Genomic DNA, 25435 nt, shown 5'->3' on the forward strand with positions numbered 1-25435 from the left:
GTTATTAGGCTTGGAAAGGGTTATCGGTCGGGATAGTTAGGAAACCGAGGAAATGATCAAAGTTACCAAAAGACTGACATGAAGCTGCAGATCGATCACACCCCTTAGCAACCTGGACTACATCACCAACAGCCAAGCCGTCAATTGGTGACATAAGCTCAAAGAAATTACCGTCGACAGAATTGACTTGCCTGAAGTCAGATCCATCTTTTGACAGCAAACCGGCTTTGTAATATTCGGCTTCCTGGGCTTTGTTAGTTAGTTCGATTGTGTAGCCGCTATTTGAGATTGACTTAACTGTAGTTTCTTCTTGCCAGTCCTGGATTTCGAGTGAACAACGTTGATCGTAAAGGTGGTGATTGCACTGGCTTTGATATCCGGTACGCATGATCTGCCTTCTGAGCAATGCGGTTGCTGGGCAGCAATCCAAGGTTGCTACAGAGTTATTCCAAGTCACGCCCACGACTTCACCCGCAAAGATATTTATGAACTGTGTTTTAGCGTCGCGTTGAGTTCGGAATATTTTTAGCGTTACGTGATTTGACGGGAGTGAGGAACGGAAGAGTAGCGGGATAGGCGAATCACCTGGAAGCTCTACAGATAGTCGGTTCTTGTAGTCTTCATTAGTACGCTGGAGCTTGCCGCGCCGCAGTGCCAAAGGAGCGTAGATAAGGCCGTCGACGTGCATGTGGGCTTTGCTGCCGCTGGTATAGGCGTACTTACTCTCCCCGTGTTCGAAAAGATAGAGTTCAATCGGACGAGAAAGAGATAGTGCGGCTTCAATCTTTTGTAGTGTCAGCATGCAAGATTTGTCTTATTGTTTTTGTTATTGTGCTGTCTTGCGTCGTGTCGAAGATATATCTAAAGTCGTCAGACTCGAATCGACACAAGTACAAAGGCTTGATCGACTCTACGTCTTCGATTTTGATGTCGCTGAGCGGCTCGTCGAGAGTTATCTCTTCAAAACCGCTTATGGACTTCGCACTCACTAGAGATCGCTTGATCGTAGCTCCATTATACAGATGAATAGCTATCGCTGGCGGGAATGATTTTGATTTATCAAGCCTGCTGTAACCGACCGGCTTTATTTTCAGCTTGTATGTTTCGTCGTAAATATCTTCGACAATTTCCATTGCAACAGCCGCTGACTGCATCCAAAACTCACCCTGTGCGCCGTTCTGAAGCTCTGCGAAATCTTCGAAGCATTGTCTCTCCTGTTCAGTGAAGAACCGGAAACTATGACTGAATATGCGAACAGCGCCTGGGCTTCGCTCATAGATACTCCGCGCGCCGATTGTCGGATCGAAATGCTCACGCAGACGCTGATACTGAACAGTGATGTCATTCGAACGATCTGGCCTAAATGGTATTACGTACTTTCCTTTGTATCTCTCGAAATTATCGGCTGGAACCGGTTTGGTAAAGGAGGTCTCTGCTAGCTCAAAGGTGATGCTATGGCTTGCTATAGAGTCTGTTTTTATATCAGCACCGCTTTCATCTGAACTGTAGCCAATGCGAACTGGTACAACCCGAGAGCCCATCTTGAAGTGTCTCTGAGCCAAAAATGATAAGACCACCTGCCCTGCCCCGACGCCCGCCACACCAACGAATTCCGAATTTACTCCGTCCGTCAGCATTAATGTATTTGAGCACTCGACGTACCGATTCAACTCAACATTGATAGTGCGATCACCAGGATCAACATCGTGTGTCAGCTCACAAGCCTGCGGCCACATCGGTACTAATAATTGACCACCGAAGTTACCGTACTTAACGTCAAACTCAGTCAGCGCGCTATCATCAAGCAGATACTGATAAGTTAGTGAAATTCGCGACTGATCTCTCAGTGCGATGCGCTGCTCAGTACCATCGAAACTTTCAATTACCTCTGTCAGATACTGGACATTCATTTCCGGCTGGGTAGACCAGTCAATTCCATCAGCAATAATAGTCGCCATAGTTGCCGACAGACGAAACGGGAAAACGCCACGCGCGCCGAAGTCGAAGCCAGCCTCATAGGTGATTATCCCGCCCCCACTTTGGCTCAGAAAAACTTGGTACTCAGTCGATGCGAAGCTTGGCAGCACGCCAGATTTAGCTCCGTCAAGTAAGAGGCCATTCCCCCCCGACTCGTTCACTCCGGTAAGAAGTTGATCCGCAGTAAAAGAATGCCAAAGCTCAAACTCGAACACATCTGACGGCGCAACTACTCCAGCCTCAATCACTGCCGGAGTCAAAAAGACATTATCAAAGAAAAAATCGCCAAAGCTTTTAGATATCTGATTCATCATTCATCCAGCAGGATCGCTAAACCCAAGTTAAAGTGCGGTGCATTACGATTGAGCGGATACTCTTTTTTAAACTGCGGGAAAACCATGAATTTAGAACTACCGATCTCATACGTCTGACCTGGCTCTAAAACATCAAGAGACACATAAAAGAGATCAGCGAACTGACTATAAGGCGAATACATCCCAGCATGCGAAGTAAACAAACCCACCGGTATAAGCCCGCTATACCCACCAGACAAACTAGAGGATCTAACTACCGACCCAACACTACCAAACGACGAGTTTCCGGCATGCATGTGCGGCAGACCGTAAACAGCACCACGCGAAGTAGTCGAAAGCGTCCCAACAGCTCGCTCGCCGCGATCAAACCCAGTAAACTCGGAATTCTTTATATATACGCCAAAGAAATTACTAGCGTTAGAAAATATCGACTCTCTACCCGAGGCTTCGTATGCATTCGTTGAAGCCACAAACTGCCCTCCCGTGTCACCAACAAGAACGGGCAGCTTCCCAAAAGCCAAGCACGAATACTGATCAGACGAGAAATTAGTCACTACCAGCACATAATCAACAGCAGTGAAAATGTGACAAACGCCCTTATCACCACTTTCTAAATAGCACTTGGGCGAAAACTGAAAACCTGGCTGAGAAGAATATCCAACACCGCCATCGAATCCAGTCTTTAAATTTATGATTACGCCCCGCTGCCCATGCCCTCGCTCCGCGTAGTAATCAACATAAGGATCATAAGCTCCAAGACTCCTAAGACCAAAATGCAAACCACCCTTTGATATATGCAACTGCTTGCCAATGCGCGGATCGGGCATATCAGCATATTTATGCTCAACCCACCCCTCGGCTTTCAGCCGTTGGTTAATAATAGCGACTAAGTCTTCAGCGGACGAGTAAACCGATGTGTAATATCTCATGACAGCCTCAGAGCGTAAGTTTCAGAAGCTTTAGAAACATTCGGCACAATCAAATAATCAACACCATCAACTTCTATCACACTACCCGCAGCGCGTCCCTGAGAAACCGCATACACGCCATCCAAATAGCCCAGCCACTTACCATCATCTGCATTCAACGCATCAGCTGCATCAACACGACCTGAGCTACACACTAACGCCTGGTACAACATCGCCGTTCCATCAAGCTTACTCCCCAGCCTTTGAAATTTGCCATCAAACGGCCAGATGTACGAATAAGCATACGAATACGGGAAGCTGAAAAATGAAGACGTACCTCCTGCGTTCCCCCCAACTTTTTGCCAGCCACCGTCCGGCAGTACAACCTTTGGACAATAGCTATCACCACCCGAAAAGAAAGGATATGCCGACTCGTAAGTAGCATTACCGATTTGCCCTGACCCACCAATAAAGCAAGGGAACGAATAAACCCTGTTCGACCCGAACGGCAGCATTAGCCCGGCATAAAACGAATACCAGGCATCCCCACTCTTGATGACAGCAGCAACCCGACGAGAGCTCACAACAGTCCAACCCTCAACAGCCCCCGCAGGAACGCTCACGCGCGGTAAAAACGGAGAGTACGCAGTACTATATCCGCCCGCCTGCATCTTGGCTGAAACAGAAGGATCATAGTCTTGGAACGCTTGTATCTCACAAATATCACCAGCAATTATAAATGCTACGTGACCATGCCCGTGCGGCAGTTCGAATACAATCTCGCTGTCGCTGTTTTTGACAGCAACCCAACCATTTGATGGCAAAATAGAAACAGCAAGAGCCGACATGTAGTCAGCTCCAGAGTTGTAGCTAGAATGGATGAAAGCCATGTTGTTATTCTTATTAGCTTTTTAATCATTCTATCATATTAGGCTTACAGGTTTTTCAGCTCGCCCCTGTTAGCCCTAATATGATTCATAACCATTCGCTCGCCTTCGGGGCCCTCCATCGCACTCGCTAGTGATGGGGCATCAAGGACGTTGTGAATGCTGATTCTGGGCTGTTGGTTTGCAGTCGATGAGCGGCCTTTACCCAAGTTTTTCCGATGGCGTGGATCAGACTCAGTGAGCATTTCTTCGCCACGCATCGCGATGATCGGAATTTCGTTAGGCTTGAGCCCGATCTCCCCGCCTGTGTGATAGCGCGGCGCCCCGGCAAAAAGGCTCATAGATGCGTACCGGCTCATTCCACTAGCACCGCCGATCAGCCCGCCGCTGTGCTTCATCCCGATCATGCTCATCAGCCCGCTGGCACCGCTGCTAGCGCCTCCTGTGTATGCGTTGAGCATGGACTGAATCGCCAACTGTATGAGCAGCTTTGCAATGATTTTAGAGACTTCAGTCAGCACACCCTGCGCGAAGTCGGAGAACGCCTCTTTTGCTGATTTCGTGCCCGAGATGAAATCGGTAAACAGGCCCTCCAGGTCACCCTGTAAGCTGTCAGCCACTGTGTCCGTCAGCGTGGAGAGATCAAACACCTCGGCCCTGGCAGCCTTCGCCGTATCCTTCACCCTTTCCAGGTCTGCCGGGTTACCAGTGACTTCAGCAGCCTTTGTCCCTCTCTCTTCCAGCTCATTCGCCTTGGTCAGGTACTCCATTGGCGAGATCTGATGCTTCTCAAGCTTTGTCTTCAGAGCCGCGTACTGGCGCTCGATCTCTTGCATTTCTGCCTGAGCTTTTTTGGCGCTGATCAGCTTTTGAATAGCCGTCGAGTCGTCGCCGAGGCTTTCCATATTCTTGATCGTGTCTTTAAAATCCGACTCGATCTTTTTGATGTCAGCGCTGAACTGATCACCGCCGATGGCCAGGAGCTCGATCTGTGCATCGTCCTTAATTTGTTGTAGTTGCTGCTTGATCACGCCCAGCTCAGCAGCTCGCTCAGCTTTGAGCAAAGCCGATTGGTTAATCAGCTCAGCGCCAATGGTTGCTTGATCCGCGCGCTTGCTAGTGATGTCAGCTTCGATCTGGCTGATAGTCGCTAAGATGCCGGGCCGGTCGTTTAAGTTCTGCGTGACGCCCAAGAGTTTTTGCTGACCCGCGAGACTGCCTTGTAGCGCTTTGATGTCCAGATCCAGCGAACGCCTCTTTTGCTCGCTGAGCTTTTTCGCGGCTTCCATCTCGATCCGGTACTTTTCATCAGCGACCTGCACCGCCGACAAATTTTCCAAGCGAGCACGCTCTTGCAAAGCAGATAGCTCAATCTGCTTTTTCGTCTCAAGCTTCGAGATAGTTATATCAATTTCTTTCTTCGCCAGGTCTGCTTGCAACTTAGCTTGCGTTGCCGCTATGTTCGCTGCCGCTTCGACGTTTTTTGTTTGTAATTTCGCGATATTCTTTTGACTTGACTTATCTCTCCGAGCATCAAGTTCTTTTTGTGTCGCGTCTTCATTTTTGACTATCTGCGTCTTGAACTTATTTAAAAGCTCATCTGCGGCCTTTTGGTCTGCATCACTATTTAAGATATTGAAGTTTTCTTTGCCGACTTCGTGAAGCTTTTTCCTAAGACCTTCCACAGCCTCAATTACTGGCTCGATCTGCTCACGCTTCGCAACTACGATAGGCTTCCTAGAGCTAGCCTGGAGAGCAAGCACCTTTTTTTGAAATCGATCCATTTTTTCAGACGCGCCGGTCATATTAAATGCATCTGTAAAATTTTTGATCGGCTGTACAACTTGCGTATTGAACAACCCAACTATTACTGAGAACCCGGCGCGGAAGATGTTGGTCATCCCATTCGCAGCTTTGACGAAGCCTTCATCAATCGTAGTCAAACCACGGATGAACAGTTCTACTACAAATAAGAAGCCCTCACCGAGAAAACTAAAAACAACGTCAAATGTGTCTTTTATCTTCCCCGCAAACACCACCCCACCAAGAATCCCAGCAAAAACATCAGCAAACTTATCACCAATGCTTTTTACCGGCTTATCAATATCATTAGATATGCCAACAATGGCTTCCGTGATTAGTTGCACGGCAGCTGTAATCTGTGGAGACAGCCCTGCGAACACTTTACTGAAAGCAGTACTACCAACATTCCCCAGCTGCGAGAACGCTTTCCCCAGCTGCGAAACAGAAATGGTCTCAGTATCGCTAAGGGTTAAGTTAAAGCGCTTGGCCTCTTCCATGAGGCGCTTAAATTCACTTCCACCGTCACGTAATACAGGCAGTAAATTACGAAGCGGATCAGAACCTATTTGATCTAAAAAAGTGAACGCCGAATTATCTGACATGCCCTTTAGGCTCTCAGATATTTTCTCTAACTGCTCCAATGGGTTCAGCTTGTTAAACTTTTCGACGTCGACATTAAGTACTTCGAAAAAGTCGACTGCACCACCAGAGCCAATAGAGCTAAATTCCTCGACTTTAATGCGCACCTCATCAAGCGCATCAATTAGCTGGTCAGGAGAAACATTAGCACCATTGAAAGCAGCATACTGTGCAGCCGTCAGATCTTGCATCGAGATGCCCAGTCTCTTAGCCGCAAAATCGAGCTCAGTTAAATTATGGACAGTCTCTTTGATAGCAACTGCACCCGCGAAAGATGCAACGAGAGCGGTTACTTTCGCAGCAGTACCTGTCAGTACGCTTGAAGCCTGGTCTTTGGCTTTTAAGACCAGATTAATTACAGCGTTGGCAGCCATATTATTTTTATTCTCCGGCCAATTTAGTCATCAAGTCATTAAACGGCTTAACATCGCCGGACACACACGAGATGCGACTTAGATGCTGAGCAAACAGAGTGCCGACGAGCTCGCTGCGATAGTTATCTTTTTGGATAACCGCCACTTTGAATAATTTCCGAATCGAGTATCGATATGGATTTAGGTCGGCAGTATTGTGTCCGCGCGAGATCAGAAACTCGCAGGTGCTCAGCAAGCTGTTAACAAAGTCATCAAGAGTCTCGTCTGTGCTCGACTCTTGTTTTTTCCGTTGGGCCTCGTAATCCGCTATTTTTTCAGCAGCTGTACGATTGTCGGAGCGAGCTTTTCCAGGCTTTTTTTTAGACCTTCGGGAAATGTCAGCGCGAATACCGTTGAGAGGAGTTCAACCTGCGTCAAGACTGGCAAATTTTGGACATGCTCAGCTGCTTCCCGCTGTTTGCAACCAGCCGCAATGCAAGCAGCTCCGAACCCCGGGAATTCCATCATGATCTCTTTGGAAGTCTCCAGGCTCCTCAATTCTTCTTTAGCGTTCCTGAGAAAAATCGCGGCGAGGACTTTACTGTGACTGTCGACTAGGTGAATGATGTCTTCAGTCGTCAGGCCGAATACCTCGAGCACTACTTCGGGCCGCTCGCCTACGGCTTGAGTGATTGTTACTTTTTTGGATGGAACTACCAGATCAAGCAGAGACATGTCGAGCCTTTATTATTGTTTTTATGTCTCATAATAACATTTGTATTGACTTAATGGGCCGCCATCATACAATCAGAAAATTGAACCAATTCACGGAAGAGTCAATGCGACGTACACGAGCCGCACTCAGTTTAACGATAGCACTAACAGCTACCACTGCTCTAGCAGACAACATATACAAACCAGGCACACAGGCTCATTCGCTGTTTAACGCTGTGGAGTACGTACTCCCCAGAGACGCCTCTATTGTTTATCTCATAAAAGATGACCGTGGGCGATTTTTAAAGCAGATCGATGGCGAAGCATTCTTGAACGCTGGACTTTCCACTAAAACGATTGACTATCTGCTAACAAGAATTTCCACAAAACTCACTGCAGAGTCCGGGGTACGGGCTTATACAGTCAGCGGAAAAAATATTCCAGGAAACGAAAATCGACAAAAGATCACCGCTATCGTCATAACAGACCCCCGCTGGATTAATGATAGTGGAACAATGTTTCATGAAACACTTCACGCCAAGAACGCCTATGTAAACGGAACACCTGCTTACCAGACTGCTTTGATGCCAGCCTGGAAGAAAGCTAAGAGCCTGACCCCAAGGCAATTCATGGGGCTGTTTGATGAAGCTGTCGTGGCCGGTCAGCAAGTTGCCTACACCTACAATGAAAATCGTACTGCCGGAATCGGAATGATCGAAAAATACGCCAGTTATGGCCACAATGGTCGGGTTTCTATCGGTTACAGAACTGCAAGAAATATGCTGAAAACATGTGGCAAGAAGGGCGCTTGCCCAACTGATACCATAGCGATGATCAAAACGATTGTTGGTGACCAGGAACTGCTGAATGACCTTCTGCTGGACATTGATGAAATCATGGTCGCTAGCAAAAAGATGGGCGTAATCGTTGCTGACGAATAAAAAAAGGGGCCGCTGGCCCCTATATGGTGTTGAGATGAGAGTAGTCGCAGCGATTCTTTAGCTCCTGGCCGTAAAGCCGTGGGGTCAGAATCCAATCGTCATATCGATTGTCACTACGTCAGTGAGTGCCAGTTCACTGCTGCCAGATTCCGAGGGGCCACTACTGGTAAGCCAGGCTCGGAAATGCGCAATTGCAGTCTCAACGTTTGCTGTCAAACAGCTACGACGTGCTCTTCTTTGAACATTTTGCTGAGTCCGCTGCCGGTCACGGCTTTGGAGACCTGGAGAGTTCCTTTAATTTCCTGGTCGGCGTAGTCACTCGACAAGAGCTGACGCTGCGCCGCTGGCGACAGAGCAACTTTGTGATACGTGACTTTGACCGGCGTGTCGCTCTCGGCCAAGTTCACGCCATCGAAGACAATCATCACGTTCACGCCAGAGTTGATCATGCCCTCGATTCGGCGCACGGCGGCTTTGTCGTACACAACATCAACGGTGTCACCGTCAGTGATGCTCGAGGTGGCGGGGAAGTAGATCGATCCGTTCGAGACGACGTAGTCAGCGCCTAGGATCAGCGGGTCGACGTCCCCGGCCACCTTGATGCTCGTGACTGCAGCGATAATCCCATCGACAATGATGCTGCGACCTTTGTACGCCTTTGCAGTCGCAGTAGCGCCGGTCTCCGCGATGTCCTCGGTAACCTGACCAAAGAGCGCAAGCTCCATAACTTCCGGACTAAAAGACTTGAGGTTAATCGTGGCTTCAGCAGTGTTTTTAATGATCTTTGATTTGGCCACGCCCAGGGTGCCGTAGACCATGTCCTGCATTTCCACTTTGTCAGAGCTCAGGGCGAGCACTGCGGACGAAGCTTGGCCGACAGTAAAAAAGCCCCCGACAGGTTGGTCGTTAGCATCGAGTTTGGAAATGAGTAAGCCGCCGTTTGCGATCCAGCCGATTGTGGTATCAGGTGCGTTAAAGCCTAGGGACATTTTGTAGCCTCTTATTATTATAGGTAGTTCGGTTTATCCCAGGACTATTCTTTGAGTCCACAGGACGCTCCATGCGGAATAGTTGTTGCCACTCTTCTCGCCGGAGAAAAGCTCTTCTATAGATTGTAACTCAGGGAGCTTCGTATTTGAGTCCGGGCCCGCTCTATATTTTTCAATGAGTCTCGCAATTTCGACTGCTGTGTCAGATGCAACACGAGAAACGCCGCGTGTGCTCGGATCAGTCTTACCGATAACGAACGCACCAAAAACAGCATCTACTTCGAGTTTTACGCGCTTGGACTTCTCGGGAATCGGGCCGCCAGCACAGGCAAGCAAGATATACGGTCGCTGGCCGTCAAGCTGGAGATTTTTTAGATCTGTGTCAGCGAAGGTTCCCGAAAAAAGTTTAATAACCGGCTTTGATGGCAAACTCTCGAGCAGTGATTTGACGTTTTCGAGATGTGAAGTTATGTTCACTGGAGAGCCTTTTCTATTTGTTCTACAAGTATTCTCTCATATTCTTGTTGCCATTTGTTTGGAAGTTTTCGTTCGGAATCGGGGAGGAATTGACGCTTTTTAACGGACAAGCCCTCGTTGTGGGTTTGACCGTATTTCATGTTAGTACCGAGGACTATTTGCAACCCCCGCACTTCGGCTTTGATACTGTTTCTTAGCGCGCCGGTGTCGAGCAAAGGTTGGCCTTCGCGGTGGTGGATCGGGGCCCAGGCTTCGCCGTATGGGTTGATCGAATGGCGGAAGTTGGCCTTTATTTTGTTGACCCAGTTTTGGCCGATGGTTGTGAGGCCTTGGTGGATGTGGGGGTTCTGAGGGCCTAGCCGTTTTACTTTGTCTGCTAGCGCGCGGAGCTGGGCTGTATCAACCGACAATTCGAAATCAGGGCCGTTGCTTTGGTTGCCTGCGACTAGGGCTCTCGCGATCAGTGGCAGCACGACTACGCTCGGAAAAGTCTGATGTTAGTAAAGCCAGATTTAACGACCTCCTGACCTTCGACCACGAGTTTGATCTTGCCTGTGCTGACTAGCTCCAAGAATTTGATGGCATCTTCGTATCGCGCGCGGACTTCTTCACTCGGCTTGTCTGGCCAGGCGAAGTAGCGTGCTAGATCGAGAACAGAGCCCTTGACGTCGCGCAGGGTCGCTGGATCGGTCAGAGGTACTGCGATCCCCGTCGAGCGAACATACGTGTCTACGAGTCGAGATGCGCGGTCAAGCGTGCGCGGGATACGAATGCCACTGTCGTCGTGCACGGTATCGCCGCTGAACTCATTAAAGTAGTCGACTGGTGTTGCGTAAGCTGTGCTAGTCATAGTTTTTCTTATCCAGTACTGTTAAGTAGATAATCCCTGCGCCCGTCACCCCCAATGCCCTCACCCTCTTCTTTTCTTTATATATAGAGAGAGGAAGATGAGCATCGGGGGTGGCGATGTGCCGCTAGGAGATGGGCCGTAGTTCTTTTGGCTCAGGGAAACTGTCAGAGGATTTGAGGTTGGACAGTGGGATCACGTGGTCACTGTCGAGATCTACAAAGCTCTCCAGCGGCGCTCCGGCTTTCCACATCTTGTACCTGACTGCACCAAGAACCTTGCGCTGCGCTGATTCGCTCTGCTTGCCAAGCCACGTTTCGTAGTCATCACCGAAAGGCTCATCTTCGTCAAAGATCGCAATCATTGTGGTTCGGCACCCAGGGTGAAAAGGAGGCACCTTGCGCCCCGTATCGGACAGCTTGTAGATCTTCCCGTCGAGCGCCCCACACAGCTTCGTCGTGCGTGTATCGAGTACAGCTGACAGCTGATACGACTGATACCCTGCTTGCTTAAACGACCGGATATCGGCCTGGGACGAAACATGAGCTGCAGCCGTGCGTACGAGAATCTCAGCATTGCGACGGGTACCTACAAAAGGGCTGGCGGGATCATTCATCAACGCATCGACGATATCCTTAGCCGGCAAGCCATTCATCACCCCTACCCTGACTGCCTGCTTGACTTTGGTCTGTGTCCCGAGCCTCTGCTCCGCAATCCACTCTGATAGGATTTTGCCATCAAACGGATCACTCTCAATCAGCGCGCGCACTGCGTTTTCAGTGAGCACTGAGTAGCCAACGTCAGCGCCGAGCAGCTTATCCGTCCACTCCGATTGGTAGTAAAACAGGTCAGATAGCTCGGCTATGAGCTCATCAGACATTACCGAGTACTGCGCCTCAACGAGCTTGTCCAGGTTGTAGAGGGTCTTCCTAAGCTTTGCTGCCGCGTTCCAGTTTTTCGCTACCGATGCTTCATCAAGCTCAGCTTTGATCAAGCCCTTTAGTGCCGCTAGATGAGCCACGGCTTGCTTAGCGATACGCGTGTACTGACCACGCAGCTGAATTTGATGCTTGATCGTTTTGTCAGCGTGCCTATTCGTTTTCTTCGTCATTGCTTCACGACCTGCACGACCTGTCGAACGTAATGCTGCAGCCCGGCAAGCTGATTTTCCGTCTCAACTATTTGTTCTCTGAGGCGGAAATAATCCTCTCTAACATCGGCGTTAAGCTCGGCGCTGCCTTCATCATCCAGGCCGGTGGCTCCGGCAGTGGATGACACTGGCTTAGGACAGGTTGCTTTGACGAGCACCCGCTTAGTACCAGCAGCAACATCAGCGCGCAGGCTTTCGTTTTCGCGTTTAGCATCTGACATCTCCTGGAAAAATTTACGGTCTAGCGCGTCCCTTGCTGTCAAGGTTTGAGCAGCAAACTCAGCGTCTGCCTGCAGCTTGGTAACCTCCGCGCGCGAGGCCTTCAGCTCATCCGCCAGGCGCTCCCGGTCATGTGCCGAGAACACAACGAAGAGCACAGCCGCCAAGGCGGATAAGGCGATTACCAGATACCTGTTCATAGCCCTACCTCGCACAACTGCCTCTCTTCAGCTCGGCGCGCCACCAAGCCATTGAGCTTCACGCCCCCGGCGAAAACCCACCGATCCAGCTCCGCGCATGCCCCAGCCACGTCTCCAGCATTAAGCTTCCTCAACAACGTCGAACCGGCCAACTGACCTGCGCCAACGTTGTAAACAAACGACACCAAGGCCGCGCGTCGCTCAACCGGAAGCTGTACTTTGACCAGGTCGTCGACTGATTTGAGGGCAACCGCGAGATCGGCTTCAAGCAGCTGCTGGCATTCAGATGTGGTTTTCACCTGGCCAAGGGCGGCAGTCGAGGTGTGTCCGAAGCACACGGTCGGTATGCCCACAGGATCCATATATGCTTTCGTGCGCAAGCCCTCGAAATGCGTCACTACAGCTGAAGCGATAGCAACAGTCGCAGCCAGGGATGCAGTTACTAAGCGTTTACTTAGCATCTGTAGCCACCGGCTTTTTAGGCTCTTTCTTTAGCTGCTTTCGAAGCAAAAAGAATATTTGGAGTGAGGCGTAAACAATTGTGACAATTGCGGCCCAGTCACTGACTGAAATACCCATAATCATTGCGCCGGTTACAGCCAGTGGCGGCGCAGACTTGACAACTTCAGTCGTCACTTCTTGGATCGTTGACATAAGCACTTCTTGTTATTATTATAGCCTTGTGATAATTGTATCACTATCAAAAAGGAGTTTGAGGATGCGATTCGAAGAATTTTCGAAAGAGCAGGAAAAGTTTGGATACGATGTCTGTCGTCGTGTAATTTTCGCCGCCACTGAGATGCATCAAGAGGAATTCAAAGCATCTGACAAGCCAGCCCTAGTATTGCTTGCTATCCGCGAAACCGCACGGCAAATCTTCGGCGACGAAATTCAGATGCTGAAATATCGTTTCGAAGAAGACCTAAACATATGAATAACCCAGCCCCTTATCACTTCTATATCAAAACCGGAACTTTTGATAAGGAGCGCCAGGAGCATGGAGATGTATTTTTCAAAATAGTCATCGATTACGTCGTCAGCCAGATAGCTCCCAACACACTCGATAGTTACTCACGCGACAAGCTTACAACTGGCATCACTAAAATCTATAGTAACGAAGCTTGCATTAACACCCTCAAGCAGCAGTACCAGTCGACTCTTTAACTTTCCTCTTCTGCTTAGCCTTCTCTACCACTGCCTCTTTTTCTTGATACCCCATGGACACGAAGTGCTCATGAGCTCTAGAGCCGGGATCAACGATTACATAATCTTCGTCTTTGCTCAGCGTGATTGTTTCTTTTGTCATATCGAACTCGATGTTGGCCAGGTAATGTCGAATGGGTTTGGTTGAGTGGTTAAATCTCGGAGATCTTGTCTGTACTGAGCCAGGCTCTGCCGACGTTCAACGTCAACATATCCACTGATAGCCTCTACGTCATTGATCTTCAGAATTTCAACGTCAGACTCGATAAGCAACAAGTCGCGCGCCGCTCGGATTTCCGACCACTTAGCCGCTCGACTTTCAGTAATCACAACCTGCCCATCAATCACAGACGCATTCTTACCGGCGTTCAAAGCAATCAACACCTCATCACCATCAACCTCGACAAAGCTGTCACTACCAGGAATCTCCCCGACCCCAATAACAAAACCATTGCGAGAGTAATGAACTTTATTTTTTGACATAGTATCTGTATCCGTCAGCAATCGTATTAATTTTCGGAAGAACAAACTGATCGGCTGCTAGTATTTTCAGCAAGTTTCTTTGAATATTGCCAGTTCCGCCGTTGATCGAACCTTGAGATCCAGAACTTCCAGCAACCACTAACTCACCCGTACTTTCATCGATGAATGCAAGCGAGAGTTTAGTGTTAAAGCCTGGCGCGCCAACCCAATTCCTACCGCCATCAAAGGACATATATGCCAAATTGGCTCCGCTATTCATTGTGAAGAACACGAAATTATCCAGAGCATACGACTTGAAAATACTGGCACTGTAAGAAGCAAACACCGGAGCATAGACTCGACTAATATTGCCGCTCGCTGCATCAAGTCGGAACTGAATTCCATTTGTGCCGAAATAGATACAGTCACTTTCAACTGCGCCGACCAAAATATTAAACGCAGGACTTGCGACCATCATCAAATCAGCAGACAGCAAGCCAGTCACTGGATCATACTTAAATTCGTACAACCCAGGCACAGTATTGATAGTGGATGTAGCAAATATTCGTCCGCCAGCGCACCCGATCAGAGCAGTGTAAGTACCAGACAGAGACGCCCCATTCGCGTGACTGACCGCGCGCGACGTCTTCGCAACGGGGTCAAATAGTCGAGCTAAACCAGTGGCTTGGATGTAAAGATCCTCGGTCTCGCTAACAGTTGCAAACCCGCCAAAAGACGAAGCTGACACACCCGTATATTGGCTCTTGAACACCCCGTCTACGACTGTAATCGAATAAAGACTATTGCTACTCACAAAGTAAACGGCGTTCTCTGTAGCATATAAGTCACCCGAAGCAGCTGTAGTACCCGTAAACACGACATTTCCAGCGCCGTCAATCGCGACAATCAAATTACCGGCAGTAGGCGTTTTATAAAATGTGTAGCCCTTATGTCGTACTGCATGTGAAATCTCAACAGATGTGCCAGCAGTAGACCTAACTTCTGAGTCGGCAATGTAGCCCGCATACTTTTGGCCCTGCCCGTCAGTCTTCAAAACTTGGGCAAGCTCAGGAGCAGAAGCGTCAGGTATGACTGCACCGTTGCACTCCAAGTAGTCCTCATACGTCCCAACCGGCATGAGAACGACGGCACCAGCCGGAAGTGCCCCGCCCTCTTGAGCTACAGGAACTTGAACCGCAGCAAGAATCTCAGCAATCGACACCCCCTGCGACGTACCAGGCTTGTGCACATGCAGCTTCATCTCTTTGTCACCGCCCCAAACAGGCAGATCAGAGATTTTCTTTTTATTGGTTGCCATCAAATTCGCCCTTTATTTGTTTTTATTATACATCAGGCTTTGATGTAATAGCTGAAGCCAGTAATGTTCGAAGTTAGATTTGGCAGGCGGAATCTTTGACTGTCGTTTAGTTGCAGTCGGCACAGTTGAACATTGCCAGATGAGCCGTCAGGGGCGCCTGCAGTTGTCATCTTCCCTGCTTGCAAAGCATACGTATCGCTCAGGCTTACAATCCTGCTGCCGCTGAAATCAGGTAACTGCTGCCAGCTCTCACAAAAGTCATACGAAATCAGAGACAACGCTACTGCATCAGGATCGTCGAGAGATGTATCACTTCTGACAGCCGCGTTCAAATAGGGCGTGAGTCGGGTATATCCAGATGATTCGTGAAATTGCGATACAGCCTCGAACCTGTTGTTTGTGGTGTCGAGTTTCCAGTTGACCCCGTTCATCTCAATCTGAAAATAGAAGTAGTCTGAAGCGCCCGTATATGCCGTAACTCCAACGCCCGGCACAGGATTTAAGACTACTTCGTCAGCAAGCCTCGGAGTCGTCAACAGATCAAGAACCTTGCAAATGTCACGACTCCCAGTTTCTTTCTGTGTCCAGACTTCACCATCCCACTTAATAAACAGGGCGCCGATGCCAAGGTCTTCCGTGACTTTATTAAGCTGAGTAAATGCCAGCTGATCTACATTAAAAACACTAACATCCAATCGACCTGAGCCCGGCGTAGTTAAAAGCACGTCTTCTGTCAGCGAAACAGAAACTGGAACATAGTCACGACTCACAACCATATTTCCGACATCAACAATAGCTCCAGCTATCTTGTCGAAAACGTACAACTGGCTTGTAGAGTTATTTTTAAAATACACTGCATTAGCCGTAGCAAAGACTTTGTAGAACTTATCAAGCGAACTGCCGCCCGTTCCTAAATCGACAGTATTGGATGCCAAGCTTCCATCGAGATTAAATACACCAGCAGTACCATCAGCAGAAACTGCAGCAATTTTCTCGCCGAAGAAACAAGCATCAACTACTGATAGAGACGTATCAAAGCCCTGCAGAGTGATACGCGACAAATACTCCAAACCATAAATCTGATATTTACTATCAAGCCGCTCAGCAAGCACATCAAACAGCCCTGGATACTCGCTAACATCGTAAACAGCACCATCAGCTTTTAACAAACCCGGATAGACTCCGTTAGGCCTGAGCACAATATCCCCTGTCACCAAGCCAGACCCACCACTCCCGAAACTAGCTAGATCCGAAATAGCCAGCTTTTGAGATTGTCCGGAATTGCTCACATGCAAACACATGCTGGTGTCGCCACTCCACGCTGGGAGTTCGCTGATCTTAATTGGAGTAGTCATTGCGCTCTCTTGTTTTAGTTGTCTGCAATGTTGTTGATGGCAAACCGGGGCTTTATGTCTTTATATAGTAACTGATATTGCTGACGTTACTCGGAATGTTTGGAACTTTAAATATTCCATCACCACCCAGCTTTGCTGCAAGAGCTGGATAATCTGCCGAGTTGTACGTCACCCCCTTGCATGGGAGTGCATCTAAATATGCTTTAGTCGGGCGGATCATGATGTCACCGGCAGTGAGGATATGGCCCAGAGTATCGACGAGCTGGCTGACTTTTATTTTTTGCGATGTGCCTAATTTCGAAGCATGCGCCACAGCGTCGCTGCCGCCCGCAAATCCTGGTAAAGCGTCTATCTTAGCCAAAAATTATGTACCTCCCACCCTCTGTTGTTTCGTATCCGTCCGGGTTCATTGTTTCAACTAACAGCACAGGATCTAGCTCAACTATAGTTTCGAAAACAATGTAATTACCGCCTTCATCACACTCAACGAAACTATAGCTTCCAATTTCCATCCAAATGGCGTCGGCGCCTGAGACAGATTCTTGCCACGGATTCGGTTTTGATATGACTGTCAGATCATCTGAATCTAGGTCAGGCGGTTGTGGAGTTGGCGACGTTACTGCCCAGTTTCCGTTGTCATCTGCAGTGCCGGTGCCCACTGAGCCGTCGGGGAAAGTGACTTCCACGTCTTCACCTGGTTTTGCGCCACCGCCACCAACGGTAGTCGTGCCATCTGGGTTAGGCGTGATGTCTTCGATCACCGACTCGCCAGGCTTTGGCTTAGTCACCACCTCGACGTCGCCGGGCCCCACGTCTGGGTTGTACGGCACATCCGGAAACTCGACTTCCCATTCGCCGCCATCGCCCACTTCGCCGGAACCGGTCTCGCCCCCTGGCAGCGTAACTTCGACGTCATCACCAGGAGTCGCTCCACCACCTCCCACGACAGTGCCGCCCCCTTCGCCTGGCTTCACCTCGCCCGGTTCCGGAGTTGTCGGCGCGCCAATCACCAGACGCACAACACGCCGAAGGTGATAGACAGTGAGCGATAAGAGATTACGACCGGGTAGATTCATCGGTTCATCTCACTTCGTGAATCCAAACTGTCGCCGGCTCTTCACCAGCCAGCAGGCGCACGCTGATCGGCTTACCCCGGTTTGCATTCAAATAGCAGCCGCCACGGGCATCGATTGGTGCGTCGTTGTCGGTCACTGTCGAGCCCTCGGCGAGGTGGATTAGCGACTGACAAAAGATGTAGAGCGCCTCGCCCTGGATTACCTGACTTGTAAATGCAGTGCCCTGGGTCAGTGCTGATTTGCCGCGAGATACACCAGGCGAAACGATTGGCAGGATTGCTCCGTTGCGTTCCGTTGTTGCTGTTACTTCACTCATTCTGAGCTCCTGAAAGTGAAAAGCCCCCGCAGCTGGTGCGCAGCAAACGAGGGCTTGGTTACGCCTGCGGCTCTTGCGAGCCAGCTCTATCAGTGCCCGCCGAGTCTGCTAGCACGCTCTGGAGCAACGGCTTTAGTGCCGAACAGCGTTTCCAGTTTCCAGTGGGTCGACTCGGTCGAAGCGTTGTACCAGCTAAGCAAGCGGAGGGTGATGCCGGTTTCTGGATCGGTCATGCTGCCCATGGTTACGCCTGGGGCATTAGCCGGGGTTTCCAGCTGGCGGAAAGCGATCAGGAACGCAGACTTACTGAAAGCTAGGTCGACCGGGTGATCGCCAACTACGGCTACCGAGGTGCCCGAGGCGATGGCCGTGGTGATTTCTGGAGTGACAGCTACAGCAACAGCACCATCCTCATCAGCGACAATGTCAGCAGTCACAGCGAACACCTGGTCAGTGCCGGCGACGGTCAGGATGTCACCCTTAACAAACGTTGCGTTTGCGCCTGCACCCGACAGAACCAGCAGGTTCGAACCGACGCTGCCGGCGACCGAGGTCTTGATTCCATTGCTAGCAGATGCAGTACCTGCGAAGTGCATCGGGGCTTGAACGTCGCTGTATACGTCAAAACCAAAGCGGCGACCAATGATGCCCTCTTTCTCTGCCGGCTGTTCGTTGCCAACAGTAAAGATGCCGAGCAGATCGGCTTCGGTGTCCGAAGTCAGCACCAGGTTTTTGTCCCCGAGCACCTTGCGATTGTTCAGGGCTTTGCGGGCTTGGATCAGGTCTTTTTTGTCGCGAGCGTTTGTCGAAGCTAGGGCACCAGAGAAGTACGGGACTTCGGTGTACATGTCAAAGATCGCCTTGTTTACTTCGCGAGCAAGGACGTCAACAGCGGCAGCAAGTGCATCAGGAATTGCACCCGGCTTCATACCGGTAAACTCCCTGTCCGACATCTTGAACTCTTTATACGGATGGCGATTCAGTCGCAACTCAACTTTTTCGACACTCAAGTCAGTCGCAACAGAGGCGCCAGTTCCGTGCTCGTCAGCGCTGCCAAACTCGATGGGCTTGTTGACGCGAATCAGCTCACCAACTTTCTTCGATTCGTCTGCTTTGTCGACCGAGATTAGCCTTGGCATCGTGAGCTGGCCGCGCAGGCGGGACATAGCGACTGGCAGGATGGTTTCGTTAATGAGCGCTTCGAAATCATTACCGAAGGCGCGCAGGACAACGAGTGAATTACTTTGAGACATGTATATACCTATTTATTATTATTTTTATTTGGTATTTCTGAGGTATCTGTCGCTCACAGAGCAAAACAGTCGCTGGCCCGACCAGCTGTTGAGTTGGGGCTTGGCTAAGCCCCAGGTGATGTATGTGGTGGATGCGGAAGGATTCGAACCTTCGAAGACATTGCGGCTGATTTACAGTCAGCTGGCTTTGACCGCTTACCTACACATCCATATTCTTTAGCTTACTACAATTTCGCCCTTGGTTCTTTTTGCAAACAACTCGGCCTGAGTCTTACTGTCTGCAAGCATGATCATGCTCTGCCACTCTTCGCGACTAACTGATTTACCAGCACCACCAGTACCCTGTTTACCGCCAGATCCCGGCATCGTCTTAAAATAGTGAGGGCGAGTTTGAGTCAAGCTCTCGATCCACTCTTTTGGCGTCAGTGCGCGACCCGCCTTGCCCATCGCGACGTTGCCGTGTTGATCTCGACTAACCAGTTCGCCAGCATCAGTCAACTCCCAGGAACCACCAGCAAGGTTGATCAGGTCATCGATAGCAGAGGGCTGGAAGAACTCATTCTTCAGAGCTTCGTTACCAATCAACTGTTTAATCTGGAACTGTTTCAACCGCCCTTTCTCGGCTTCAACTGCTTTGCGCAGCTCTTCCTTTTCGCTCTGCTCAGCTTGCAGGCGCTCTTGCCAAGTGGCGTTAGCGGCATTGACTCGCTTATCCAGCAATGCCTGGAAGTCCATCTTCCCGGACTTCAGAGCAGCCTGGTCAGCCTCGTCTTCCGCCTGCGCCAAGATGGAGTTCAGTTGATCCTGGACTTTCTTCTTCTCAGCCAAGATCTCTGCGTTCTTTGACTTCAAACCACCGGTCTCGGCAGCCAGTGCTTTGGCAAGCTCAGCACGGAGAGTTTCCTGGAACTCAGGAGTTTCTGTGATAGGTACTTGAGCCCCTGGCTCATTGCTACCTTCTTCGTCGCCAAAGGCTTGGAATACAACCAGATTTTGCGAATACTGCATGGATCCCCCGAGGATCTTCTTATTGTTATATGTCCATTATAACAACAAAAAGATCAAAAGGGGTTGACTTCGAAATATTTTTACGCCCGCCTTGTTCTCTTTCTAAAGATCGCGGTGAGCACTTCCAACTTCTCCAGCTCTTGCATTTCATTTAAGTCATTAAGCAGCGCAGGGAGGATGCCAAATCGTCCAATGCGTGCGGCGTTTAGCACTGTCACGAGCAACCCAGTTTCGTACATCTTGCGGAATATCCATGGATCATTATCTACTTCGTAGATTTCATAAATCAGCTCTGGCAGGTCTGCCTTTCTCAGATTTTCGAGCATCCACCCTACGATTGCTCGAACGACCTCGGTCTGCCCCTGCCTTGCAGCAGCTGTCGCGAAATTTCGGAGCTCGTAGCAGCAGTTCCTGTCGAATTCTCCGCTGAGCAGGAAGTGATCAACCAGCACTAGGTCGTTTGGCAGCGAGAAATTGGTGACGCCTTTGAGCACCTGGACAGTGCCAAAAACCCTGGTCAGCTCAAGCAGAGTCTTGCGTTGCGCATCTGTGTAGACGTACTCCAGCGTGTGCCGGCCCAGCATCAGCTCAGCCGCGCGCAGCTCTCGCGACATCGGCAGATAGATACTGTCGAGCACACCACCCTCCTGCTCTTTGAGACTGCTGAGGGCGACATAGTCAGACTCGATGACACAGCTAACGATAAAGTCTTTCAGGATTTTGCTCATTGTTCTCACCCTTTTCTTATTGTTGTTATAGCGGGTTAACTTGTGCCATCACTTCACGCATCAAGAAGCCAATAGCAGTCGGATCAAATGACTTGATCTCAAACGTGTACTCTTTGCCATCAAACCTAAGCCACTTGGCGCGCCGGAGTTCTGATTCGACCAGTCGCCTTAGTGCTCTGAGTGCGTAGGGTTCGAATTTTTCGGCAGCTGCGCAGAGCTTTGCAAAGCGCTCTTTGTACCCGGCACGAAAGATGTGCAGTGGCGGAGTGTAGCTGCGCGTACCGTTGTCTCGATGACCGCAGTATCCGCCGACCAGATAGATGGCGCAGATGTCGACGGTCGCAGATGTGACTGATGTGATTAGCGTCATTACCGATGCCTTTTAGACATTCTTTTTCTTATTAAGTAAATAATAGCTAGGCAGATTTATCGATGTCTAGAACTATTTTATGCATACCTGAAAATAGTTTTTCTCCAAGTCGAAATTAACTGAGGCTGTTAATCATCCTATGTTCTGGATGTTGACCAATCACTCATCTATTGAGCCCTTCTTAGCCAGGAGAGGCATTATCGACCCGCCCCGACCACCGCCGATGCTTCCATTTCCTCTCTTTATATATGAAGAAGAGAGAGCATGGGGCATAGGGGTGGCATTGCCATTTGGCTCAGTAAGACTGCTTTTAGTCGTAACTACTGCTTATACAAGCTCCGGCAAGCGCATCAACGCTAACTCACGCTAATGCACACACATATAAGCTCAGCTAAGCTTTCACAAGCTGAATTCAACGCAAGCAAGCTCAAGCCAGCTCATATACTGGACATAATTATTTTGTCTAACTGTTGTCTAGGGTATTGCGCGTCAATCTACAGAGTGAGATATTGATTTCAGTGGTGAGGTACAAGACCTCCAAGCAAAGCATTAAGGTAGCCGAAATGAAATCTCTTACTCTCGAACAATTTAAAACCAGCTTGAACAACGACGCCTGGATTCGCACCCAGGATACCGAGCTCTACGGGCAGTGGGATACCCTCGAATTCGGCGGTGAGGGCGAACTTCTTGAGAGAAAGCACTGGGGCTTCGCTCACATCAAGTTAACCCTTGGCGACGCATCAATAAAGCTTTTGGAGGGTTTCAGCTTTATTGATGGCTCTGATGAAGAAGTAGATGCAGATTACGAAGGACTGGACAATAACGTAGAACTTAAAGACATCAGCATCGTAAACGAAGACGGTGACTCTCTTCATCCGGATGAGATACGACATGAAGTTGATAAAGTGTTTAGTGGTGTCGATTACAGTCACTACGACGTCTTCAAAAAATAATGCGCCCCATCAGATCAGGCCCGCCAGGGCCTTTTTCTCTTAGCTTTGACGACTCTTCCATCCTGCGCTATAACACCTGAGTTGACAGCAATAAAGAGGTCGTCATGAGCTTCAACTCCCCGGAATACAACGCTTGGCTCTACAGCGGCACAATCGAAATGCCCCTGCGCGACTTCTTGAGTACAGCTCTATCTAAAAGAGAGCCCGAAGTCTTTTTCGAAGATTGCGTGCATGACTTCAGCAGCAGCGAGCTGGCTCAGATAATCAATGTCGACGAGCTAGGGTATTCGTCGAATCTGAACGAAGCGTTAGTGCACAAAAAGCACCTGTGGTCGCCGACCCGCGTTTACTTTATTTACGACGACGATGGCCGATACTGCATTCAGTCGGCTCCGCGAAACCCCAGCTGATCACGCAACCAGGAATCCACTTTCTCAAGCCGCCCCAGCTCCTGCAGCTTTGGCCTGGCGGCCAGCAGAAGATCGACGAATCGCTGCTTGTCATCATCGTCAGGAAACCAGTCCTCGATTTCGACATTGCAGTGCTGCGACTCACTCAACGCCCAACGGACGATCATATCCGCCGCAGCACGGTAGTGATCAGCGATGTAAACCACCACTCCATCGACAGGCCACCCAAGCCTCCCCAGCACTTGGCCGAACTCAACGATCCCAACATCCCCGAAAAACTCTGCAGTGTCAGGGTAATGAATCCCAGCCAGCGAGACCTTTGCAACGCCTGCTGCTCGATCCCAGTACGACAGAAAATGCCACCCCCCGGTCGTCACCCCAGGGAACGGGAAGTTGATGGCCGCTTTCCCGGTGATGTAGTGCTCACGACTGACGCGGCTGAGATCGAGGTCAAACAAAGGCTGGCTCATGGACTCAACGTATCACGCAGCTCAACCCCTTCAAAGCCGTTTGACTCCAAATGGCCACCACGGCAGGATGGGTTACGACCAAGAGAGATGCGATGCTGATCAAAAAAGACGAGGTCTTTACCCTTACGCACGACCTTGACGAGCGAAATCGCCCCATGGTTGCACTGCAGGACTTCGATCTGGTGGCCGTGGCGAATCAAATCGTGGCCGGCATGAATAAGTTCGAAACAGCTGACGAATCTTGGCTGCTGATCGAGCGCCTAGAAGATTTTGGACTCGCGAAGCCGTTTGAGCAGACTCTTATACGTATCACGTCAGGCCCAGGAGTAATTTTTGCAGAAGTCGTGCAAGAAGCCCCGCGAATCACTGAGCGTCCCAAAGTTTGACGGCAACCCACCCCTCCGGTATAAGAAAGCCCTTTGCCATTATTGTTGGAGTGGGTATGCGCAGCGGTGTTAAAAAGATAGTTGTGGGAATTTTGATGATGGCCGTTGGTGCTGCAATGCTTCTGCTCGCAAACCAAGGATAAAAGAAAAGGCCCCGCAGGGCCTTATTATTATGCATCTATAAGAGATGGTTTATCGATCCAAGACGAGAAACGAGCTCGCATGATCATCCGCTGGATGAAACTCACGCGACTGTCGCGCTTCAGCTCAACAAAAACGACGTTCTTCAGGCTTTCGCGATTTGTGATTGATTGTCCCGGCTTGACGATCATAAACTCGATATGATCAAAGTCGACAACGCCAAGCTCAAAGTTGAAGCAGTCAGCGGTGTTTGACTCGTAATCCATGACCGCCACTTTTCGTACATCCTCATGGCCGTTGATCCACGATGCGCCCGAACCACGATGCTTCTCAAATTTCAGCGCGCAGAAGCCTTGGCTGAACTTCCAGCTTTCGGGGTTCTCGAAAAACGCAGCTGGAACGCCTAGCTTACGGATGACATCGGACTGCGAGCCGTCAAAGCTGAAGCGGGCCCCAGGCTTATCAACGTCTGGTCGACGGTTCATGACATGCCCTGGCACGATCAAATCCATGGTCATCGTCGCGTCGACCTTTGCCGGGGTAAACACGTTGACCAAGCTGACATCACCAGTCCAGCGGTCATCAATAGGGCTTCTGCTAAAACCCCAGTAAACCTCAACCAAAACCCAAAATGCCGCAAGGATGCATGCTGCTTGCTTGAAAGTACGTGACTTCATGCTGCCTGCCCCTGCAGTTCATATTTCTTTTGGATTTTTGCGTAAAACGGCGGCTTGATTGTCGCGAAGAACAAGAACGTGAGAATCACCCCAAGGTGCTCCCACACCATCTCTCCGGCCATTACTGCAACTGCACTCGATGCGGGAAATAACTGAGCCACAAATGCCACAACCGGACTTAAAACAGCGGCTATTTCCCAAGGAATGGAGAACCAATAATGAATATTTTCCATCACGACAGCGGTGGCTTCCGTGTATGTGATGCCATCGACTTGGCCGGCCATGATGAAGCCAGGCGCAACGACTAAGATCATCAAAATGATCCAGCCCGTTCGATATAGTATTGCCAATTCATCTACTCCTTGATGTCGTTGTGCCATACACACTAACAAACACAAAGTTTTGATGTCAACCGGCCACAATTTCCGAATGAAATCATGAACCACAGGAACTAAAAAAGGGCCCCGCTGGGGCCCTTAGTTTTGCGCTCAAAAAGTCTTACTTAGCCAACCAAGATTCGACTTCGTCGGCGCCCCACTTGACCTTCCACTCTTTCAGGATCTTGTGATTGCCACCTTTGGTCTCAATCGTTTCTCCGGTGTGCGGGTTTTTGTAGACCTTAACCTGGCGCGGCTTGCGAGCGGCTTTCTCAACAGCAGCTGGGGCGCGGCGGGTGGCAGCCTGGGGGTCGAGGATAGCGATTACGTTGCGCAAGCTGTAGCCGTACTCGCCAAGCAGGTCACGCAGTTTTTGCTCGAACTCAATCTCTTTTTTCAGGCTATCGTCGTTTTTGAGAGCTTCGAGTTCTGCCAGCTGGGCTGCCAGTTGCTGTTCTAGGGCGCGGAATTCTGCGAGACGGGACATAAGTATCCTTGGATGAAAATAAATGAC

General features: G+C 49.8%; 34 protein-coding genes and 1 tRNA gene. 5 read left to right on the forward strand and 30 right to left on the reverse strand.

From position 1 onward, the window contains the following. Positions 1–4 precede the first annotated feature (4 nt). The 6 genes from ACN6NG_RS20685 to ACN6NG_RS20710 all read right to left on the reverse strand — a co-directional run bounded on the left by ACN6NG_RS20685 (position 5) and on the right by ACN6NG_RS20710 (position 7616). Entirely contained in the window at positions 5–802 is a 798-nt protein-coding gene (locus ACN6NG_RS20685; protein ID WP_474315880.1) for a phage BR0599 family protein, read from the reverse strand. After that, positions 780–2288, reverse strand: a complete 1509-nt coding sequence (locus tag ACN6NG_RS20690) for a hypothetical protein (RefSeq protein ID WP_474315883.1) — start codon at positions 2286–2288, stop codon at positions 780–782. The genes ACN6NG_RS20685 and ACN6NG_RS20690 overlap by 23 nt, the downstream gene beginning before the upstream one ends. Further along, positions 2288–3220: a hypothetical protein gene (locus ACN6NG_RS20695; protein ID WP_474315884.1), complete on the reverse strand. Its 933-nt coding sequence runs from the start codon at positions 3218–3220 to the stop codon at positions 2288–2290. The genes ACN6NG_RS20690 and ACN6NG_RS20695 overlap by 1 nt, the downstream gene beginning before the upstream one ends. Beyond that, positions 3217–4089 (reverse strand): hypothetical protein, encoded by an 873-nt coding sequence (locus ACN6NG_RS20700; protein ID WP_474315887.1) that lies wholly within the window; start codon positions 4087–4089, stop codon positions 3217–3219. The genes ACN6NG_RS20695 and ACN6NG_RS20700 overlap by 4 nt, the downstream gene beginning before the upstream one ends. 44 nt (positions 4090–4133) lie before the next feature. Beyond that, on the reverse strand, positions 4134–6902 hold the full coding sequence (locus ACN6NG_RS20705) for a phage tail tape measure protein (RefSeq protein WP_474315890.1): 2769 nt from the start codon (positions 6900–6902) through the stop codon (positions 4134–4136). Between the two features lie 306 nt (positions 6903–7208). Next, positions 7209–7616 carry a phage pre-tape measure protein gene (locus ACN6NG_RS20710; protein ID WP_474315893.1) on the reverse strand — a complete coding sequence of 136 codons (408 nt, stop codon included), beginning with the start codon at positions 7614–7616 and terminating at the stop codon, positions 7209–7211. Positions 7617–7720: 104 nt separating this feature from the next. Between ACN6NG_RS20710 and ACN6NG_RS20715 the strand changes: the two genes are divergently transcribed. Beyond that, complete coding sequence (locus ACN6NG_RS20715) at positions 7721–8536, forward strand: hypothetical protein (RefSeq protein WP_474315896.1); 816 nt, start codon at positions 7721–7723, stop codon at positions 8534–8536. A gap of 212 nt (positions 8537–8748) precedes the next feature. Here the strand turns inward: ACN6NG_RS20715 and ACN6NG_RS20720 are convergent, their stop codons facing one another. The 8 genes from ACN6NG_RS20720 to ACN6NG_RS20755 form a co-directional block, all read right to left on the reverse strand. Continuing rightward, positions 8749–9525 carry a phage tail tube protein gene (locus ACN6NG_RS20720; protein ID WP_474315899.1) on the reverse strand — a complete coding sequence of 259 codons (777 nt, stop codon included), beginning with the start codon at positions 9523–9525 and terminating at the stop codon, positions 8749–8751. A 33-nt stretch (positions 9526–9558) separates the two neighbouring features. Further along, positions 9559–10002 carry a hypothetical protein gene (locus ACN6NG_RS20725; protein WP_474315903.1) on the reverse strand — a complete coding sequence of 148 codons (444 nt, stop codon included), beginning with the start codon at positions 10000–10002 and terminating at the stop codon, positions 9559–9561. Further along, positions 9999–10475 (reverse strand): phage virion morphogenesis family protein, encoded by a 477-nt coding sequence (locus tag ACN6NG_RS20730; protein ID WP_474315905.1) that lies wholly within the window; start codon positions 10473–10475, stop codon positions 9999–10001. The genes ACN6NG_RS20725 and ACN6NG_RS20730 overlap by 4 nt, the downstream gene beginning before the upstream one ends. A 2-nt stretch (positions 10476–10477) precedes the next feature. Continuing rightward, positions 10478–10852 (reverse strand): phage protein Gp36 family protein, encoded by a 375-nt coding sequence (locus tag ACN6NG_RS20735; RefSeq protein WP_474315907.1) that lies wholly within the window; start codon positions 10850–10852, stop codon positions 10478–10480. Between the two features lie 124 nt (positions 10853–10976). Then, a complete protein-coding gene (locus tag ACN6NG_RS20740) occupies positions 10977–11960 on the reverse strand; it encodes a minor capsid protein (protein ID WP_474315909.1) in 984 nt (327 codons plus the stop codon). After that, the gene (locus ACN6NG_RS20745; protein ID WP_474315911.1) at positions 11957–12418 is read right to left on the reverse strand and encodes a lysis protein; all 462 of its coding nucleotides are present in this window, start codon (positions 12416–12418) and stop codon (positions 11957–11959) included. The genes ACN6NG_RS20740 and ACN6NG_RS20745 overlap by 4 nt, the downstream gene beginning before the upstream one ends. After that, complete coding sequence (locus tag ACN6NG_RS20750; protein ID WP_474315914.1) at positions 12415–12879, reverse strand: lysozyme; 465 nt, start codon at positions 12877–12879, stop codon at positions 12415–12417. The genes ACN6NG_RS20745 and ACN6NG_RS20750 overlap by 4 nt, the downstream gene beginning before the upstream one ends. Next, complete coding sequence (locus ACN6NG_RS20755) at positions 12869–13072, reverse strand: hypothetical protein (RefSeq protein ID WP_474315917.1); 204 nt, start codon at positions 13070–13072, stop codon at positions 12869–12871. Before ACN6NG_RS20755 ends, ACN6NG_RS20750 begins: the two co-directional genes overlap by 11 nt. Before the next feature lie 64 nt (positions 13073–13136). Here ACN6NG_RS20755 and ACN6NG_RS20760 point away from each other — a divergent pair, with 64 nt between their 5' ends. Next, positions 13137–13352, forward strand: a complete 216-nt coding sequence (locus ACN6NG_RS20760; RefSeq protein ID WP_474315918.1) for a hypothetical protein — start codon at positions 13137–13139, stop codon at positions 13350–13352. 201 nt (positions 13353–13553) lie between these two features. Here the strand turns inward: ACN6NG_RS20760 and ACN6NG_RS20765 are convergent, their stop codons facing one another. From ACN6NG_RS20765 to ACN6NG_RS20820, 12 genes are all read right to left on the reverse strand, one after another. Further along, a complete protein-coding gene (locus ACN6NG_RS20765) occupies positions 13554–13724 on the reverse strand; it encodes a hypothetical protein (RefSeq protein ID WP_474315921.1) in 171 nt (56 codons plus the stop codon). Beyond that, complete coding sequence (locus ACN6NG_RS20770; protein ID WP_474315923.1) at positions 13721–14104, reverse strand: phage tail assembly chaperone; 384 nt, start codon at positions 14102–14104, stop codon at positions 13721–13723. Before ACN6NG_RS20770 ends, ACN6NG_RS20765 begins: the two co-directional genes overlap by 4 nt. Next, complete coding sequence (locus ACN6NG_RS20775) at positions 14091–15401, reverse strand: hypothetical protein (RefSeq protein WP_474315926.1); 1311 nt, start codon at positions 15399–15401, stop codon at positions 14091–14093. The genes ACN6NG_RS20770 and ACN6NG_RS20775 overlap by 14 nt, the downstream gene beginning before the upstream one ends. A 32-nt stretch (positions 15402–15433) precedes the next feature. Continuing rightward, the gene (locus tag ACN6NG_RS20780; RefSeq protein WP_474315929.1) at positions 15434–16756 is read right to left on the reverse strand and encodes a hypothetical protein; all 1323 of its coding nucleotides are present in this window, start codon (positions 16754–16756) and stop codon (positions 15434–15436) included. A 52-nt stretch (positions 16757–16808) separates the two neighbouring features. Further along, a complete protein-coding gene (locus ACN6NG_RS20785) occupies positions 16809–17117 on the reverse strand; it encodes a hypothetical protein (RefSeq protein ID WP_474315931.1) in 309 nt (102 codons plus the stop codon). Then, on the reverse strand, positions 17110–17832 hold the full coding sequence (locus ACN6NG_RS20790; RefSeq protein WP_474315933.1) for an Ig-like domain-containing protein: 723 nt from the start codon (positions 17830–17832) through the stop codon (positions 17110–17112). The genes ACN6NG_RS20785 and ACN6NG_RS20790 overlap by 8 nt, the downstream gene beginning before the upstream one ends. Positions 17833–17836: 4 nt before the next feature. Then, positions 17837–18148, reverse strand: a complete 312-nt coding sequence (locus tag ACN6NG_RS20795) for a hypothetical protein (RefSeq protein WP_474315936.1) — start codon at positions 18146–18148, stop codon at positions 17837–17839. Between the two features lie 89 nt (positions 18149–18237). Then, positions 18238–19401 carry a major capsid protein gene (locus ACN6NG_RS20800; RefSeq protein ID WP_474315938.1) on the reverse strand — a complete coding sequence of 388 codons (1164 nt, stop codon included), beginning with the start codon at positions 19399–19401 and terminating at the stop codon, positions 18238–18240. A 125-nt stretch (positions 19402–19526) separates the two neighbouring features. Continuing rightward, positions 19527–19610 (reverse strand) — tRNA-Tyr (locus ACN6NG_RS20805). Between the two features lie 7 nt (positions 19611–19617). Continuing rightward, positions 19618–20409, reverse strand: coding sequence for a hypothetical protein (locus tag ACN6NG_RS20810; RefSeq protein WP_474315941.1), 792 nt, complete (start codon positions 20407–20409; stop codon positions 19618–19620). 80 nt (positions 20410–20489) lie between these two features. Beyond that, a complete protein-coding gene (locus ACN6NG_RS20815) occupies positions 20490–21137 on the reverse strand; it encodes a hypothetical protein (protein ID WP_474315944.1) in 648 nt (215 codons plus the stop codon). Between the two features lie 25 nt (positions 21138–21162). Then, positions 21163–21507 (reverse strand): hypothetical protein, encoded by a 345-nt coding sequence (locus ACN6NG_RS20820; RefSeq protein WP_474315946.1) that lies wholly within the window; start codon positions 21505–21507, stop codon positions 21163–21165. Between the two features lie 563 nt (positions 21508–22070). Between ACN6NG_RS20820 and ACN6NG_RS20825 the strand changes: the two genes are divergently transcribed. Together ACN6NG_RS20825 and ACN6NG_RS20830 are read left to right on the forward strand one after the other, a co-directional pair. Then, entirely contained in the window at positions 22071–22460 is a 390-nt protein-coding gene (locus tag ACN6NG_RS20825; protein ID WP_474315949.1) for a hypothetical protein, read from the forward strand. A 104-nt stretch (positions 22461–22564) separates the two neighbouring features. Next, positions 22565–22870 carry a hypothetical protein gene (locus ACN6NG_RS20830; protein WP_474315951.1) on the forward strand — a complete coding sequence of 102 codons (306 nt, stop codon included), beginning with the start codon at positions 22565–22567 and terminating at the stop codon, positions 22868–22870. Here ACN6NG_RS20830 and ACN6NG_RS20835 read toward each other — a convergent pair. Further along, positions 22843–23340 carry a hypothetical protein gene (locus ACN6NG_RS20835; RefSeq protein WP_474315953.1) on the reverse strand — a complete coding sequence of 166 codons (498 nt, stop codon included), beginning with the start codon at positions 23338–23340 and terminating at the stop codon, positions 22843–22845. The two genes, ACN6NG_RS20830 and ACN6NG_RS20835, sit on opposite strands and share 28 nt — an antisense overlap. A 92-nt stretch (positions 23341–23432) precedes the next feature. Between ACN6NG_RS20835 and ACN6NG_RS20840 the strand changes: the two genes are divergently transcribed. Beyond that, positions 23433–23726, forward strand: coding sequence for a hypothetical protein (locus ACN6NG_RS20840; RefSeq protein WP_474315956.1), 294 nt, complete (start codon positions 23433–23435; stop codon positions 23724–23726). A 170-nt stretch (positions 23727–23896) separates the two neighbouring features. Here the strand turns inward: ACN6NG_RS20840 and ACN6NG_RS20845 are convergent, their stop codons facing one another. The 3 genes from ACN6NG_RS20845 to ACN6NG_RS20855 all read right to left on the reverse strand — a co-directional run bounded on the left by ACN6NG_RS20845 (position 23897) and on the right by ACN6NG_RS20855 (position 25408). Next, positions 23897–24544 (reverse strand): hypothetical protein, encoded by a 648-nt coding sequence (locus tag ACN6NG_RS20845; RefSeq protein WP_474315958.1) that lies wholly within the window; start codon positions 24542–24544, stop codon positions 23897–23899. Further along, positions 24541–24858 (reverse strand): hypothetical protein, encoded by a 318-nt coding sequence (locus tag ACN6NG_RS20850; RefSeq protein WP_474315960.1) that lies wholly within the window; start codon positions 24856–24858, stop codon positions 24541–24543. The genes ACN6NG_RS20845 and ACN6NG_RS20850 overlap by 4 nt, the downstream gene beginning before the upstream one ends. A gap of 184 nt (positions 24859–25042) precedes the next feature. Continuing rightward, positions 25043–25408: a histone-like nucleoid-structuring protein, MvaT/MvaU family gene (locus ACN6NG_RS20855; protein WP_474315963.1), complete on the reverse strand. Its 366-nt coding sequence runs from the start codon at positions 25406–25408 to the stop codon at positions 25043–25045. Between the last annotated feature and the right edge of the window lie 27 nt (positions 25409–25435).

The organism is Pseudomonas sp. TSO6 (assembly GCF_056098905.1).